13 protein-coding genes are annotated in these 15,877 nt (G+C 58.1%); 5 read left to right on the top strand and 8 right to left on the bottom strand.

Annotated elements, in window-relative coordinates:
* Positions 1-114: 114 nt before the first annotated feature.
* Positions 115-1,455, top strand: a complete 1,341-nt coding sequence (gene glmM, locus BMX99_RS06065; protein ID WP_093448659.1) for a phosphoglucosamine mutase — start codon at positions 115-117, stop codon at positions 1,453-1,455.
* A gap of 9 nt (positions 1,456-1,464) precedes the next feature.
* Positions 1,465-2,250, top strand: a complete 786-nt coding sequence (locus tag BMX99_RS06060) for a metallophosphoesterase (RefSeq protein ID WP_093448653.1) — start codon at positions 1,465-1,467, stop codon at positions 2,248-2,250.
* A gap of 9 nt (positions 2,251-2,259) precedes the next feature.
* Here BMX99_RS06060 and BMX99_RS06055 read toward each other — a convergent pair whose 3' ends face one another.
* The 5 genes from BMX99_RS06055 to BMX99_RS06035 form a co-directional block, all read right to left on the bottom strand.
* Positions 2,260-3,633, bottom strand: a complete 1,374-nt coding sequence (locus BMX99_RS06055) for a calcium-binding protein (RefSeq protein ID WP_244525475.1) — start codon at positions 3,631-3,633, stop codon at positions 2,260-2,262.
* 87 nt (positions 3,634-3,720) lie between these two features.
* The gene (locus tag BMX99_RS06050) at positions 3,721-5,202 is read right to left on the bottom strand and encodes a calcium-binding protein (protein ID WP_139199443.1); all 1,482 of its coding nucleotides are present in this window, start codon (positions 5,200-5,202) and stop codon (positions 3,721-3,723) included.
* Between the two features lie 96 nt (positions 5,203-5,298).
* Positions 5,299-6,138, bottom strand: a complete 840-nt coding sequence (locus BMX99_RS06045; RefSeq protein WP_093448637.1) for a glycosyltransferase — start codon at positions 6,136-6,138, stop codon at positions 5,299-5,301.
* Complete coding sequence (locus tag BMX99_RS06040) at positions 6,135-6,815, bottom strand: ABC transporter ATP-binding protein (protein ID WP_093448635.1); 681 nt, start codon at positions 6,813-6,815, stop codon at positions 6,135-6,137. The genes BMX99_RS06045 and BMX99_RS06040 overlap by 4 nt, the downstream gene beginning before the upstream one ends.
* A gap of 1 nt (position 6,816) precedes the next feature.
* Complete coding sequence (locus BMX99_RS06035) at positions 6,817-8,064, bottom strand: hypothetical protein (protein WP_093448632.1); 1,248 nt, start codon at positions 8,062-8,064, stop codon at positions 6,817-6,819.
* An 85-nt stretch (positions 8,065-8,149) separates the two neighbouring features.
* Here BMX99_RS06035 and BMX99_RS06030 point away from each other — a divergent pair, with 85 nt between their 5' ends.
* The 3 genes from BMX99_RS06030 to BMX99_RS06020 all read left to right on the top strand — a co-directional run bounded on the left by BMX99_RS06030 (position 8,150) and on the right by BMX99_RS06020 (position 12,241).
* Entirely contained in the window at positions 8,150-8,917 is a 768-nt protein-coding gene (locus BMX99_RS06030) for an ABC transporter permease (protein WP_280140390.1), read from the top strand.
* A 77-nt stretch (positions 8,918-8,994) separates the two neighbouring features.
* The gene (locus BMX99_RS06025) at positions 8,995-11,253 is read left to right on the top strand and encodes a glycoside hydrolase family 99-like domain-containing protein (RefSeq protein WP_093448630.1); all 2,259 of its coding nucleotides are present in this window, start codon (positions 8,995-8,997) and stop codon (positions 11,251-11,253) included.
* A gap of 7 nt (positions 11,254-11,260) precedes the next feature.
* On the top strand, positions 11,261-12,241 hold the full coding sequence (locus BMX99_RS06020; protein WP_139216899.1) for a hypothetical protein: 981 nt from the start codon (positions 11,261-11,263) through the stop codon (positions 12,239-12,241).
* Between the two features lie 4 nt (positions 12,242-12,245).
* On the opposite strand, the gene BMX99_RS06015 is transcribed toward BMX99_RS06020, so the two are convergent.
* The 3 genes from BMX99_RS06015 to BMX99_RS06005 all read right to left on the bottom strand — a co-directional run bounded on the left by BMX99_RS06015 (position 12,246) and on the right by BMX99_RS06005 (position 15,857).
* Positions 12,246-13,595: a polysaccharide biosynthesis/export family protein gene (locus BMX99_RS06015; protein ID WP_093448626.1), complete on the bottom strand. Its 1,350-nt coding sequence runs from the start codon at positions 13,593-13,595 to the stop codon at positions 12,246-12,248.
* 168 nt (positions 13,596-13,763) lie between these two features.
* Entirely contained in the window at positions 13,764-13,970 is a 207-nt protein-coding gene (locus BMX99_RS06010) for a hypothetical protein (RefSeq protein ID WP_093448623.1), read from the bottom strand.
* A gap of 138 nt (positions 13,971-14,108) precedes the next feature.
* Positions 14,109-15,857 carry a DUF2793 domain-containing protein gene (locus BMX99_RS06005; protein WP_093448621.1) on the bottom strand — a complete coding sequence of 583 codons (1,749 nt, stop codon included), beginning with the start codon at positions 15,855-15,857 and terminating at the stop codon, positions 14,109-14,111.
* Positions 15,858-15,877 lie beyond the last annotated feature (20 nt).

Below are 15,877 nucleotides of genomic sequence, written 5' to 3'. Positions count from 1 at the left end.
CCAGCGGGCGGGGCTTCGCCGGGGTGTGGCGGGCAAGCTTCTGGACTTTGGCGCGCCCTCCGGCGTAACAGGTCTGAGCAATTCGATCATATTTTCATTCCAGCCGGAGCCTCCATGACCCGTTCCCTCTTTGGTACCGATGGCGTTCGCGGGCGCACCAATGCCTATCCGATGACCGCCGAGGTCGCGATGAAACTGGCCGCCGCAGCGGGCCGCTACTTCCGCCGCGATCAGCAGGAACATCGCGTGGTGATCGGTAAGGACACGCGACTGTCCGGCTACATGTTGGAAAACGCCCTGACGGCGGGTTTCACATCAACTGGCATGAACGTCTTTCTCCTTGGGCCCGTGCCGACCCCGGCGGTCGGCTTTCTGACCCGGTCGATGCGGGCAGATGTGGGCGTTATGATCTCGGCCAGTCACAACCCGGCCGAGGACAATGGCATCAAGTTCTTCGGCCCCGACGGTTTCAAACTGTCGGACGAGGCTGAGGCCGAGATCGAGGCGCTGATGCAGGGCGAAGTGACGCTGGCCCATCCGCAGCGCATCGGCCGGGCCAAACGGATTGATGATTCCGGCTCACGTTACATCGAATATGTTAAGACGACCTTTCCTCGGCAGCTGCGCCTGGATGGTCTGCGCGTCGTTGTCGATTGCGCCAACGGGGCTGCTCACCGCGTGGCCCCCGCCATTCTGTGGGAGCTCGGGGCGGATGTGATCCCCGTCGCCAATACTCCCAATGGTCTGAATATAAACGAAAATTGTGGCTCGACCCATCCTGAAGCGGCTGCCGCCAAGGTGCGCGACACTCGCGCCGACGTGGGTCTGTGCCTTGACGGTGACGCCGACCGCCTGATCCTAATCGACGAAACCGGCCGCCAGGTCGACGGGGACCAGATCATGGGACTTATCGCCTCTCGCTGGAAGGCGGACGGGCGGCTTTCGGGCGACACCCTGGTGACCACCGTGATGTCGAACCTCGGGTTGGAACGCCATCTGAACAGCATCGGCGTCAACATGGAGCGGACCAAGGTCGGCGACCGCTATGTTGTTGAAAAGATGCGCGATGGCGGGTTCAACCTTGGCGGGGAGCAATCCGGCCACATCGTCATGACCGACTATGCCACAACCGGCGACGGCCTGGTTGCCGCGCTTCAGGTCCTGGCGGCCATGATTGAAACCGGCCAGTCTGCGTCGAAATTGTCCCGCGTATTCAAACCAGTACCCCAGGCTTTGCACAACGTGCGTTATAAGGCGGGCTCTGATCCTTTGGCGGCGGACGCGGTACAGCAAGCGATTGCAGATGGTGAAAAGACGCTGGCAGGGTCAGGCCGCCTGTTGATCCGCAAGTCGGGAACAGAGCCGCTGATCCGGGTCATGGGCGAGTCCGAGGATCGGGCTTTGCTGGCCAAGGTGCTCAAGTCCATCTGCGACGCGGTGGAGCAAGTCGGCTAGGGGGTTCACATGGTTCTGAAGAAACTGAAGTCGCTTCTCGGGTCGTCTCCGAATGCGCCGCGCGCTCGCACCGGGGTGGCAACACGTGAAACCCTTCTGAACCCCGACGCCCCTTTCTGCGCCATCGGGGATGCCCATGGGCGGTTGGACCTTCTGGCCCCGCTCTATGACCGGATCCGTGCGACCTATGGCGCTGATATTCCCGTGGTTTTCCTGGGCGACTTCGTTGACCGCGGACCAGAGTCCGCGGGTGTTCTGCGCATGGTCCGGGATCTGAACATGGCGCGGCCGGATGTAGATATCGCCCTGACCGGCAACCACGAAAAGATGATGATCGAGTTTATCGATGACCCGGCCGGAAAGGGCGCGCGATGGCTGACCTTCGGCGGGATCGAGACGCTGCATTCTTTTGGGATCTCGCAGAATTCGATCCGTTACGACGCCGAGGATGCGTTGGAGGCGGCCGACGCGCTGGAAGACGCCCTGCCGGACGGCATGCTGGACTGGCTGCGCACCTTGCCAGCCACTTGGGTCAGCGGCAATATGCATTGTGTCCACGCCGGCATGGACCCGGACATCGCGGCCGATGCCCAGAAAACCAAGGTCATGATCAACGGCCACCCCAATTTCCTGACCCGCGCGCGCCAAGATGACGTGACGGTGGTGCATGGACATACCGTCATGCAAGAGGCGGCTGTTTGGGACGGTCGCGTATCGCTCGACACCGGGGCGTATCTGAATGGCCGACTGACCGCAGCCTATATTGAAAAAGGGACCTGCACCTTCCTGACGTGATGCGCGACGCTATCCGATCAGATCATAGCCGACACCCATGACCAAAAGGTTGATTTCTTCTTGTGCCGCCCCGTCGATCAATGCCCAGATGATCTGGTTTGTCGGGCGATAGATGACAAAGGCCTCTGCCACACCCGGCAGCCCTGCGTCCGGCTTGTCGGCAAAGTTGACCTGAAAATCCGTTCCGGTCGCAGGCCCGCGCCCCCAGACCAGCACGTCACCTTCTGCAGCGGTGTAGTCCTGAACCCAATCCGAACCGTGATCAAAAATCCCTAGGTGAAAGAAGCGGTCTGCACCGGTGCCACCATTCAGCCGGTCAAAGCCGAAGCCGCCGTTCAGGAAATCGTTCCCGTCACCGCCGTAGAGAAGGTCAGACCAAGCTGCGCCGGATAACACGTCGTCGTCACCCTGGCCGATCAACTCATCCACGCCAAAGCCGCCTTCGATAGTATCGTTGCCTTCGCCGCCGTAGACCAGATCGTTGCCGTATCCTCCGTCGATATTGTCCGCTCCGCCGCCGCCATAGATGACGTCGCGCAGGTCTGCTTCGCTATCGCCTCCGCGGATCCAGTCGTCTCCGTCGGCTCCGTTCAGCGTGTCGCCGCCATCACCACCGAACAGGAAGTCGTCGCCACCGTGGCCGCGTAGGATGTCCGGCCCGTTGTAACCCCGTGCAATATCTCCGTCCGCCCCGCCGGTCAGGATATTTCCGGCATGGTCTCCGGTCAGGGTCGCGCCCGATGTGGGTGATTGTCCTAGCGCGGTGCCTCCTCTCAACTCGATCAGCCAGCTTCCAGCCAAGCCGGTATTGCCCAATTCGTTAGGGAGATCCGACGGATTGTCACTCAGCTGCCAGGGATCGGGCAGCCGAAGACCGGATAGCCCGGCCCAGGCACCGGCATCCGTTTGCAGGTTGCCCAATGTCCATTCAATCCTTTCGTATGTAATCCGAATGTCGAAATCACCGTTGCCTTGATCGCTTAGTCGAACTTGAAACAGGTTCGTCCTATCCGCCTGATACCTATAGTATCCTACGTCCGCCCAAGTGACTGTCAGATGACCGCCGAGCGGATCCAGATCGACCCAGATTTGGCCACTTTCAGCGCCTTCACCATCGATCCGTGTGTCGATGTCAGCCCAGAAAGATGCAATGAAGTCTGCCACTGGAAAGTGTGCGTCTACCGCCGGGTACTGCGTCACTGCTCCGCCGAAACTAAGCACCCCGTTGGTGTTTATCCAGATCTCCTCTCCCGTGTAGATGTTGCCAAAGTAGTGCAGCCCGTCTGAAAAAATACTTGTCGCATCAACGGAAAAGGCCGCGTCATCTGCCCGTTCCAATGCTATCTCTCCGAAGCCCTCGGCCCCGCCGAGGGTGCGGATCACTTGACCCGTTGCCATACGCCCACCCTCCAATCCTTCCGTATGGACTGTCGCATCAAAAGCTTAAGCGATCGCAAACATCGAAAGGGCCTAGAACAAAAACATGTCGTTGCTCACCATTTCCGCTTCGATTCGACTGCCGTCGTCGGAAAAAAGCCTTAGTGACAAATGGTTGTAGGAGATGATCGCGCCGTCTGACCGTTCTTGGATCGACAGAGAAGAAGCATCGTAGATGCGTCCCCAATCGCTCAGATCCAGGCGGTCGATGCCAAGCTCAAAATCAAGAACCTCGTCGCGTTCCAGGTCATTGGAAAAAAGGAAAACATCCGCGCCGGCACCTCCGGACAGCCGATCAAGACCGGCCCCGCCGGCAATCAGATCATCGCCACCGCTGCCGCTTAGGGAATCGTTGCCGTCCGCCCCCCAAATCAGGTCGTCGGCATTATCTCCGGTCAGAGTGTCGGCCGTCGCCGAGCCCACGAGGGTTGCGTTAATCGAAGTTTTATCAATGCGTGCCATTGTAAATCCGGGCTGGCCTGCAGCGATCACTTGGATTTCGGTGCCGAATTCGGCTGTCGTGAGGGCGGTGATCGCGTCCAGGCTACCATCTACGCCATTCACCAGTGTTCCATGATGAAAAAACGTGAAATCCGGCAGAACTTCCAAAAGGCTCAATCCGTCGTCAGCTCCTCCGGCCACGATAAACCCTCGATCTGAAATCGAAAAACTGGTGATGGCATCCACCTTCGAGAACCGCGAAGTCAGAGTATCGAAAGTATGGTCTTCGACGAACAGAACGCCCAGATCATTCACCCGAACAAGGCTGAGTGAGGACGACCCGATCGCTCCGACAACAACGAAATCCCTCCCATGCGCGGCAACGGTGGCAAGACAGTCGAGACCCGAGAGCCAAAGCCCATCCGATGGTGCCAAGGTGTCGATCAGCTTCAAAGTTCCGTCCGATTGGATGTGAAGCGAAGTGATGCCTTCATCCAACCCGGAGCCAGCGATCAAGAAGGTCCCGTTCGTATTCGTGATCTGCGCCAGATCCCCGATCGAGCCGAGAGCAGTTTTCGGCGTATCTTCGATGGCATCGATTTTTTGCAGTGCGCTGTCCGCGTATGTTGAGGATTGCAGACCACTGCCGTCCCGCGTTCCGCTGATCAGGAAGTCTTGGAAGCCGATTTTGACATTCTCGATCTTTGTGATCGGATCCTGCGCCTCGAAGTTGGTCTGTCCATTCAGGCGACCTTCCTTGATGATGTCGAATGAAATCAGCGTGCTAACATTGGTTCCCGCGACCCAAAGCTCCACATCGCCCGCAGTTTCACGCAAAATCATGTCCGAGGATCGGTAGACCTGCGTGGTTCCCGCAACATGCGTGACCTCTGGGTTTGCCATGGGCTGCCCTTCGATTAAGCGGGTTCTGGTAATCGTACCCTCCGATTGGGCACCGGAATACAGCCAGTAGAACCCTAATACCGGATCTTCGAGTGCGATCAGAGTTTGGATCGCGCCAAATCTTGCCGCGTCTGCTCCGATAAGCGAATTGCCAAAATGAAGTGCAACCATGTCGTCCCCCGCGTTTTCGCGAAGGTCGGTTTAGTATCCTGGCGAGACATCCAGGTGACAAAGCTGAGGCTGGTTGGTGGCCCAACATGAAAGACTTCAAGAAATTCTAGATAAATCAATTGGAAACCGCGCGATCTTCTTCCGGCGACTGGCCTTTAGAGCCTTGTATAGCGCGGCGCGATTGGTTGGTGTCAGGGCTTTTCGACATGACCAAAGGGCTAGGAGGTGGGTCTCTTTCCACGTCTTGTGCTGTCCAGAAAGGATCGCTTTTCCTCTCTTCAACAGCCCGCGGACCGTTCGCGCACCAATAAGATTGCCAGCGTGCTGCCTGTAACAAAGCCCCGGTTTGGGGTCAAAAAGCAGGCTGCCTCCGTGCCCCAGGATCAAAGAGTAGATCCACCAGTCGGGAAAGCTCGGGTTGGTCGCCAGAAGATGTGCATTTTCCTTAATGAGCCGCGTCGCAGCAGGGTTCACAACCGTGGCGTTGGCTGGAGCTTGATTGCGATACAGGCTTTGCACAAAGTTGGCGGTCGTCGGTCGAACAGTGGTATTGGTTCGCGATGGTCGAAACGTCCTTCCGCAGACTAGCAACGTTGGCAAATGAAGTCTGAATAAGGCTGCGGTGGCATGTTCTAGCCGGAACTCATCCCAAATATCGTCCTGATCACAGAAAGCTAGGTGACCTTCAGGGGCTTCGGCCAGCAAACGCATCACGTTGTTGCCATATCCGGCCTGCGGACCATCGATAATCCTAACTTCGAAAGGCGCTTTCGCTTGAAATTTTTTGGCAATCGACACTGTTGAATCGGTGGACCCGTCGTCGGAAAGAAAGACGCGGTCCGGCGGCCGAGTTTGCCGAAGAAGACTGTCCAATTGCTCTTGCAGGTAGAGCTCACCGTTCAACATCGGAAGGCAAATAGTCAGGTTTCCTGTCATGAGAGCCAAGGGGGGGGCTGCCCGCGCATCAAGTATCGATGGTGTTCGATTGCCTTGGCGACGCGAGCGTAGAAGAACAAGCGGCCGTTCTCCAACACTGCGCCGGAGGTGCAGAGCCGGGCCAACAGTTCCATCGAATGGGAGACAACAACCGCAGATGAGGCCGAAAGCCTGCGGCGCAGCAAATCTTCACTTTTCTGGCGGAAGGCTCCGTCGCCAACCGATGTGACCTCATCGATCAGATAGACATCAAAGGGCATGGCCATGGAAAGCGCAAACGCCAGTCGCGCCTTCATGCCGGCGGAATATGTTCGGACGGGTGAGTGAAATTGTGTCTCGAGCTCTGCAAAATCGTAGATGAATGCACAAACGTCGTCCGTGTCCACGCCATAGAGCCGAGCAGCAAATCGGGCGTTTTCCAAGCCGGTCAAATCCGGGTGAAAACTGCCCTGGAAGCCGACGGGCCAGGAAATGCGACCCGTTCGACGGACGGTGCCACGGTCGGGCCGCATCGTACCGGCAAGCATATGAAGAAGGCTTGTCTTGCCCGCCCCGTTTCGGCCGATCAGGGCCATAGCTTGGCCTTCTGGGAATTGAAACGTCAAGGATCGGGCAACATGCAGTGTGCGCGCGCCGGCCCGAAAACTTTTGCTGACGTCTTCTAGGCAGAGGGTCATGTCACTGAAACCGGTCTCTCAAGCCGTATCCAAACAGGACGACGGTTGCCCAAAGAAGAAAGGCGGCAAAACCAACACTCGCCAAGATGGACCATCGCTTCGGGTAGATCGGCCTCTCGGCCAGTGTCGGGGGGGAATAGCTGGCTAGATAGCGCGTTTGCAAATTGGCAGCGGCCCGGTTTGCTTCATGCGCAGCCAGGGCCAAAGCATAGCCGTCCTGCGCCAGTTCCACGGCTACGACACGTTCTTCGTAGTCACCCATGAGACGCGCAAGGTCACGTTGTCCGCCCGCGTCACCGAATGCTTGTCGTTCTTCCTCGATTCTGCCGCGAATTGCTTCAATCCGTCGCTCTGATTGTACGATACGGGAATCCGCGATGACCCCTTGCCGTGCACTGGAAGACCCTGCCGCAAGGTTTCGACGAAGCAGGTCCAACGAAATCCTTTCGTCAGCTAAGTCCTGTTGCAATTGGTGAATGACTGCCATGTCGCCTTGCAGGTCGGCGATCGGGTCAACGATCCGATGCAAAAGTCGAAAGGTCGTCAAAACTTGCCTGGCCATCGACAATCGTTCTTCTGCCAACTGAAGCTCTTGCTTGGAATGGCGCAGCCTGTCCGTGCGGGCGACATCGCCGATCCGATTGATCAGATCACTGCCAAGGCGCTGAAGTTCTATGCCGATATCCTGGGTGCGCTCAGGGTCAAAGCCGCGGATTTCAACAGCAATTATGCCCGATCCATGATCATGGTCGACCTTCACCATTCTCGACCAATAGCGGGTCAGGTCTTCAATACTTCCACCAGGCGAAAAGGCAAAAACCGGATCTGTTTCATGTGTTTGCGACCAAGACTCACGAAGAGAAAAGCGATCGTCCATCGCTTCGACCAGCGCTTGGGATGTCAGGTAGGCCTCAAGAATGTCGGCATCCGGAGAGCTGGCTCCGCCAAAAGCCGCCACAAGAGGCAATGATGCTAGGCCGGAAAACGATGAAGGATCTTCCGAATGCACAACGAAGCCGAGGTGTGAGCTGAACTGATCGACCGCCCGCGCAAAAAGATACCAGCCAGTTGCAGCGATCGGCATGAGCACCATAAGCAGAAAACTCGCGATAGCGGTACGATGCCGAAAACGGAGGCGTGCGGCAGCCGCCGTGCCTTTGTCGGCCCTGTCCTCAACGAGCGTCGGGAAGCCCTCTGGCAATGCAGGCTTCCGATCGGTCTTCAATTTTCGAACGCCCTGTTGCGCCATTGAAGAAATGTTCCGTTGCTAATTTGTTCTTTAGATCTCCCGTCTAGACCCAAGAGGCAAACAATTCGCTAACAAGGAAAAAGATTTGCAATCCTTTGCATCAAGCAGAGCTATCGGAGCGTTGGTTTTACGCGAGATGGCAACAACTTATGGACGGACACCGGGGGGCTACATCTGGGCCCTGTTGGAACCGATGGCCGCAGTTGCCCTGCTTTCATGGATCTTTGCGCTGGCCTTCGACTCGCCGCCCCTGGGGCGCAGCTTTGCCCTGTTCTACGCGACAGGTTACCTGCCCTTTGCCTTCTACAGCGACTTGGCGCAGAAAATCGGCGTTGCAATGCGCTTTTCCAAACCACTGCTGAGCTACCCGGCGCTCACATGGGCGGATACGATACTTGCGCGCTTCCTGTTGAATGCCTTTACGCATTTCGGGATCATCCTGTGCGTTCTGGTCGTCATCTGTACGATCGAGGGCGTGGTTCCGGCCAACATCCTTCTATGCGCAGCGGGCATCGCCTTGGCATCGCTCTGCGGCATGGCATTTGGAACGCTGAACACCTTTCTGTTCGAAGCGTTCCCGGTTTGGGAGCGGATCTGGGCCATCCTTAATCGGCCAGCTTTCATCGTCTCTGGTGTGCTGTTTCTTCCCGATTCGGTGCCGGAACCCTTCGATGACTTGGTTTGGCTAAACCCTCTTGTTCACGCGATTTCGGTCTTCAGATCAGGGGTTTATTCCGGCTATCAGCCCGCAACTGTTGACCTCTATTTTGCCACTATCGTGCCTGCCGCCGTATTGGTTGTCGGCTTGGTTTGTCTTTCGCTGCACGCGCGAAGTAGCATGTGGCTGAACTAAACGCTTTTGCCGCCGGATCTTAGGCGAACTTTAGGAGTTTTCTGCGATTCCGTATCTCACGAGGTTAGGAGCATCGCATGAACACTGCCCGCATCGTCCGGATTCTGTCTTTGGCGGTTCAAGTCTTTCTGCCTTCGGTGAAGGATATGCTGTTGATGTGGCGGATCGCGCGGTCCGGCTGGTTCGATCGTTTGTACTATCGAAATCAGATCAGGGGGCTACACCCGATCTGGCGGCTCGTTCCCATGCGGCATTACCTTCTCAGGGGTGAAAGAATGGGCTTTTCCCCTCATCCAGAATTCTCGCCGCAGGGATATTTGCGGTTCAATCCAGATGTCGCCGCTGCCGGGCTATCTCCACTCGGTCATTTTCTGACCCTTGGACTAGCGGAAGGACGTTCCGCACGAAGCTCAAGAGCTAGCGCTGCAAAGGTCGAGGTTTCGCCGCCGCATGACGGGCGAATCCCAAGGTTTGATCCGAAACGGCGGAAAGCCCCCTTCGCAATCCACCTTCACCTGCACTACCCTGATCTTTGGCCTGAATTCAGGGACATTTTGATCACCCTCGACATCCAATTTGACCTTTTTGTCACTCTTACATGGCAAGGTAAAAAGACAGACTGGCTCGCCGATCAGATCGCCGAGGCTATTCCTACGGCCCAGGTCTTTACCTTGCCCAACCGCGGCCGTGATATTCTACCCTTTGTGCGGCTCATAAATGCTGGTGCCCTCGACGGGTATGAAGCTGTTTGCAAGCTTCACGGCAAGAAATCTCTTCATCGGAATGACGGCGATACTTGGCGCCGCCATCTTGTTTCGGGGATCCTCCCGAATGGCCTTGCCACCCAGTTGGACCACTTCCTGTCGGATTCAGACGCGGCATTCTGGGTTGCGGATGGACAACGGTATGCAGTGAAAACCTGGTGGGGCTGCAATCGGGAAAAAACCAAAGCCCTTCTACGACGAATCGAGATGGATCTGCCAAACGACCATGATTTTCCCGCCGGATCAATATACTGGGCAAAGCCTTTGATGATCGGCATGATCAAGGCGCTACACTTGGACGACGCTCTCTTCGAACTCGAAGAGGGCCAGATCGATGGCACTTTAGCACATGCCTTTGAACGTGGAATCGGGGCGATCGCAAAGGCTGCTGGGCAAACCGTTCGACAATCTTCGGAATTGCGTGCCAAGATCCGCCCTTCTCCGCGCGCGCCTCGTTTCGTGTCTGCGTTTTATCTGCCGCAATTTCACCCAATCGCAGAAAATGACGCATGGTGGGGACCAGGCTATACGGAATGGTCTGCGGTGACGTCTGGGACCTCTGTTTTTCCGGGACATTTGCAACCTTCAAGACCTGCCGATTTCGGGTTCTACGATCTTCGCCTGCCAAAAACACTAGCTGCGCAGGCGGCATTGGCCGGCAGGGCTGGGATCGATGCTTTCTGTGTTTACCACTACTGGTTTGGCGGCAAACGACTGCTAGAAGAACCCCTTGATCGTCTGCTGATGGAACCGGACATCGACTTTCCATTCTATCTTTGTTGGGCAAATGAAAGCTGGCGGCGCAATTGGGATGGTTTGAGTGGCGAAGTCTTGGTCGCGCAAGACTATAAGCCCGATTTCGAAACGGATCTGGTCGCCTCAACCCTGCCATACATGCAAGACGCGCGATACCAGCGACCGGATGGCCAACGCCCCCGCTTTGTCGTCTACCGCCCCTCCGACCTTCCAGCGCCCGAGCAGAACATCGCGCGCATGCGAAGGGCCTGGCGTCGCGCGGGGATCGGCGAGGTCGAGATTGGTGCCGTTGCATTCCATGTCACTGGCGAAGCTGAAGTGGCGGAGGGTCTTTTTGATTTCTGGATCGAAATGCCCCCGCACGGATTGGTCAAAAATGAAAGCTATGTTTTCGGAGGAGCGGCAGGGAACCTCATGAACGACGCCAGCCCGGTGCCTGGATTTTCAGGGGTGATCTATGACTATTCCAAGATCGCGCAGCTTAGTGTCGATCCCAAGTATCGGCGCACTTTACCCTCTCGGACCATAGCGGGAATCATGCCAAGCTGGGACAATACAGCCCGGCGCAAAGTGCGGGCGCACATCGCGCGCGGGGGGTCTCCGGCCACCTTTCGAAAATGGTTGCGGGAAATGCATGAGACCGTGCTGGAAACCTCTTACAGAAATGAGTTGTTCATTAACGCCTGGAACGAATGGGGAGAGAAGGCCATGCTCGAACCCAGCCAGACCTTCGGTCACCTCTATCTAGATGTCCTGTCCGAGGTAACGTCGAACAAACACGGCGCGTCGGTCAATCCGGAGCAAGTCCATGCCTAGGCTGATATTGCATATCGGAACGCACAAAACCGGCACTACGAGTCTTCAGAACCACTGGCACGCCAATCGACAGGCCTTGTCGCAGGCGGGGATCGTCTATCCGGATCTGACACCGCATTCCGGGCACCACGGTTTTTTGACAGATTGGATCGCCCTTCCGCAGGTCTACGCCTTGCCCAAGGGGGGGGGCGCGTCTCTTAAACATCTTGCTGATACATATCGGGACACCGACACCAAGATTCTCTTGTCTAGTGAAGAGTTTAGCCGAGCTGGCGGCCGGGGCGGCAAGGTCGACTTCATTGCCCTCCGAAAGATTTTTTCTGGCTATCAGTTTCAAGTTCTTTGCGTGCTGAGACCTCAGGCAGAGTTTCTGCAGTCGGTCTATCTGGAGCTTTCCCGTCACTCGCTGCCCAACCGCCCGCCTGACTATCTGAAATCCTGTCTCGAAAGCGGGCAGGTCGACGGCCTGTGGTGCGACTACGGCGGGCTCTATCGACAGCTTAGGGAAGCCTTTGAGCCGTCAGAGATCTTTCTGATCGACTATGCCTCTGCTCGTCGATCAAAGGATGGGCTGGTCGGAACAATTTGGCGCGCCATTTCCCCAGAGATTTCGGATCCAACAATTGTCCCCGACAGGAACTGGGCCAATGCCTCTCCCAGGGTCTTGCCGATCTGGGCTTCACAGGTGGTAGCAGGCTGGACGGTGCCGCCCGCGCATTTGAAAGATGCGGCCGCAGAGGCTTTTGATCTGCATTTCGAAAGCCGCCCGCAATGCCTTTTTACGCGCCAGGAGCATACGGCTTTGACTGCGCAGTTGCACCTTTGGAACCAGGGTCTGCAGGATCTGGTCTATATGGACGGAGCCGAATTCGTACTCAGCATTGCCGCCCATGATCCGGCTACGATCCATCGCGAAGACATCGACCAAGAATATTGGATCCGACTCGCCCGACGGCTTTCTTTTGCCTGTAGTGCCGATGCCGCCTGAGCAATTACTGCGAGGCGAGGCCCGCACCGGAGGTCAAAAGCGAAGGTACAATCTGCTGAACAACTCTGTTCCATCGGGTAATCGGTTGTTCTGCGACGAAGACGATGTCATTGGGTCGCATCTCAAGCCGAGTGGCCAGCACAAGGTTCGCCGCATTGCGAGCATTGAGATGCAGCGCCGTCACCGTTTCAGCCCCGGCACCGTCGGTGGCACCGCGCAGAACGTAGATCTGGGCGGGGTTGCCGGTTTGATTGTCGAAGCCGCCTTCGGAATAAAGCGCATCCGCAAGGCTGGCCTGACGCCCGAAGGGAAGGGGGAAGCGGCTCGGTTTGGTGACCTCGCCCGTAAGGTAGACATAATCCCGATCCACGCCATCGAACTCGACGCGGTCACGGAAGTTGGCGCGCGCCTCGTTCAAGGCGGCACGGCGCAGATCCACCTCGGCCGTCAGCTCGGCCAATGCGTTTTCGCGTGCGCGTTGCTTGTACTCGGCCAGTTGAATCTGCTCCGCGAAATAAGCCTGCGCGCGGCTCAGCTCATATTCGGTGTCGACAAAGACACTGTCGTCGGCGGTCAGGCGCAGCTTTTGCAGCTGCGGCCGCTTCAAGTATTCCTGAACGGGAATCTGATACAGCGTTCCGGCCCGATAAATCCGGATCGACGCATAATCCAGGTCCGTGGTCGAGATCCCTCCGGCGGCCGAAAGGGCCTCGTCCAGGGTCAGCGTCGTCAGCGTGATCGGCACGACGGTCGGCTGTGCAACAGCCCCCCCGATCGCAATGCGCTTGGAATTGAATTCCGCGATCTCGACGCTGAAAGATGGGTCGATCTGGTTTTCGACAAGCCGCTGGAACAGGGCCGCTTCGGCCTCTTCCAGGGTGCGGCCGGCGACGGGCACGCGACCGACTTCGGGGATGGCAATCGCGCCGTCATCCTGCACGGTGTAACCTTGGCGTCGGTTCTGCGCCGCCAGCAGACCGGAAAGCTCTTCAACAGTCGAGGCATTGCCACGCGTGGCCAACAGCAAAACGTCACCGATGCCGATGGTGTAGGCCTGAACAGCGACCTGCGGCGGCGCATTCAATGTCAGCCGCGTTGGCCGCACCTCCTGGTCCAGCGAGGCGGGGGGCGTCGCGCCGATCCCTCGTCCGCCTGCGGGACCTCCGGCATTGGCAAAGAAAACCGATGGCAGAGTGCGGGGGCTATAGGATGACTGGTTCGCGGAAGACACGGTCGCGGCAGTTAGAGGAACGATAGTCACCTTGCCGGGATCATCGCTGACCTTTGAGGAAATATACGCCGCGCCACAGCCGGACAGCAGGACGGTGACAGCCAGAGCGACCAGTTTCTTCATCGATTCCCCCGTTTCATCAAAAACGTGTTTGGGTGAAAAAGACGTGCATATCAAGGACCGAGCAGGGTTTTTGACGGTTTGCGGCGCCCCCGGGGCAAGGTCCGCCCGGGGACCAAATGAAAAAGGCCCTGCCGGGGCAGGGCCTTTTCGAAATCGGTGATCGGTCGATCAGGTGCCGGAGCTTGCGTCTGCGGCTGCGATCGCCGTGGCGATGACAGCCAGGCCGACAACAGCAGCGGCAGGCGCCATGCCGGACAGGGCCAGGCCCGCCTGGGTGGAGACCGTCGGCTTGTCAGCCTTCACGGTGGCGTTCTCGGCGGATGCGCCGGTTGCGGCCAGGGCGGCGACAAGCGACAGAGCTGCGATGCGCTTCATGGGTAACTCCTCAAGGTTAAACAGCATGCCCCAAAAGGATAGTGCAGCCCCCCTGACCGGGCAACGAACAAATTTGCATCGGCAAGAAAACGAAACTCAATATTAACCTGAGCCAATTAATCTGCATTTCGTAGCGCGCTAAATCGGCACGACCTCTGATGCGGCCTGCTGCAACTGGATCTGGGACCCGGCGACATCCGCCTTGGCCACGTGGATCGTCTTGGACCCTGCCGCGGGACCAGTGGTGACTGATTGCAAGGCGCTGATTGGCGCGGACCTAAACGACGCGCCTGCGATCCAGACGCGCTGTGCCGCGCCTGTGTCCGGAAACCCGCCCGTTCCGCCGGGCTGGTTGCTGCTGTTCAGCGACCAGGCCAGTCGAACGGCCACCGTTCCCGGGGCGAAATTCCCCGGTGCATTCGTACCGGAGGTGTCCAGCCCGCCGATATGTCCCATGGCGCGGTGCCACTGATCGGAAGAGGAGAGAATGGCAGAGTAAACAACTGGCTTGGCAGCATCGCCCTGAACCGCATTGGCGACCTGAGTCCCGACAGGCCAGATGCCAGAGGCATCGTCTGGATTGCCCATGCTGCCCGGCAGTGGGGCATCAAGGGTGATCACATGGGTCACCTTGTTCACCCCGGTGGTTGAGAACGCGGCAGCCAAAGCGAAACGTGAGTAAAAGCTGTAGGAGCGCCCATGCGAATCCCGATAGCCATCAATGCGAAGGCCAAGTTTCGCCGGATCACTTTCGGCGTCGTTCCAGCCGCTCGCATCGCTGACAAAAACCTGGGTGTCACCGGGGGCCAACGGTGCCGCCAGCGTGGTCAGGCTGTCGGTGCCGCCGGACTTGTAGCGCGCATGGTGCAGCGGCGCGATTTCCTGGCCGTCCGCGTCGATGCAGACCAGGCCAAGGCTATTTTCATGTCGGTCCTCGTGCGCGTGAGCAGACCAATCGCCGGGCATCGCCTCCTGCCGCAGAAGACACGAAATCTCATGGATATCGTTCGGATTGACCGGAATGGTTTCGGTCATCTGCATCCATCCGCTCGCATGGCCCGCATGCGAAAAGCTGGCTTGGACATCAGGTGTCTGTACCGGGTCACGCGTGAGGCCGGCCGGATAATTATAGGGGGCTGTCAGGCTGCCCAGTCCATTGCTGACCAGGTTCAGGCCCCGCGAATGGATATAGGGCATCGCTACGACCGGGCCATCGCCCATCCCGGAAGGATCGCTCACCTCGGCACCGTTCGGAAATTGCACGGATCCGGAACCGCCCGTCGCGGTCAGTGCGGTGTGAAACACGAAGCCATCCGCGCTGACCTTCACGGCAAAGTCGTCGCTGCCTGCCAGGCCCATTTCCGCCCGGCCGGACCAACCATCCTGGAACAGCAGGCTCGCCGTATCGCCGGAGGAGGCCTTGTTGATCTTCAGCTGATGCCCGGCCCCTTCATGGGTCAGAAGGCTGGCGGCAGAGGCAACGGACAGACGGTTCACCGAATCTGCCGCGGAATTTACGCCCACCATCGGCAGGTTCTGCAGATCGGCGGCCTCGGCTTGCCAGGTACTGCCATCGAACCGCAGTTGCGCACCCGTATCCGCGATCCAGGTGGTCCATCCGGCACGGGGCTCCAGGAATGTCCAGGCCTCGCCCAGCCACATAGCAATCGTCGCCGCCTGACCGGACCAGGCACCCGTGGCCCCTGACGGCAGCAGATAGCGATCTCCGGTTGCGGGCTCTGCCGGCGGGGCGGTTGTGGTCGCGCTGAGCACCGAGAGTTGGACCAATGCGTCCAAGATCAGCAGCGCCTCGTTATGCGTGACGTGTTTCTGCGCCTGGGACGGCTGGATCAACGGCAAGGACAGATTGGCAGAGGCGTCGGACATCGTGATCTCCCGATAATGAG

Source organism: Pseudooceanicola nitratireducens, from assembly GCF_900109195.1.
Classification (GTDB): domain Bacteria; phylum Pseudomonadota; class Alphaproteobacteria; order Rhodobacterales; family Rhodobacteraceae; genus Pseudooceanicola; species Pseudooceanicola nitratireducens.
This window is presented reverse-complemented; position numbering and strand designations above follow the sequence as displayed.

Bases quoted from the DNA above. Each gene is read 5' to 3' on its own strand.
- BMX99_RS06060 (WP_093448653.1), top strand. From the start codon at position 1,465: ATGGTTCTGAAGAAACTGAAGTCGCTTCTCGGGTCGTCTCCGAATGCG.
- BMX99_RS06025 (WP_093448630.1), top strand. From the start codon at position 8,995: ATGAACACTGCCCGCATCGTCCGGATTCTGTCTTTGGCGGTTCAAGTC.
- BMX99_RS06010 (WP_093448623.1), bottom strand. From the start codon at position 13,970: ATGAAGCGCATCGCAGCTCTGTCGCTTGTCGCCGCCCTGGCCGCAACC.
- BMX99_RS06035 (WP_093448632.1), bottom strand. From the start codon at position 8,064: ATGGCGCAACAGGGCGTTCGAAAATTGAAGACCGATCGGAAGCCTGCA.
- BMX99_RS06050 (WP_139199443.1), bottom strand. From the start codon at position 5,202: ATGGTTGCACTTCATTTTGGCAATTCGCTTATCGGAGCAGACGCGGCA.
- BMX99_RS06045 (WP_093448637.1), bottom strand. From the start codon at position 6,138: ATGACAGGAAACCTGACTATTTGCCTTCCGATGTTGAACGGTGAGCTC.
- BMX99_RS06040 (WP_093448635.1), bottom strand. From the start codon at position 6,815: ATGACCCTCTGCCTAGAAGACGTCAGCAAAAGTTTTCGGGCCGGCGCG.
- glmM (WP_093448659.1), top strand. From the start codon at position 115: ATGACCCGTTCCCTCTTTGGTACCGATGGCGTTCGCGGGCGCACCAAT.
- BMX99_RS06015 (WP_093448626.1), bottom strand. From the start codon at position 13,595: ATGAAGAAACTGGTCGCTCTGGCTGTCACCGTCCTGCTGTCCGGCTGT.
- BMX99_RS06005 (WP_093448621.1), bottom strand. From the start codon at position 15,857: ATGTCCGACGCCTCTGCCAATCTGTCCTTGCCGTTGATCCAGCCGTCC.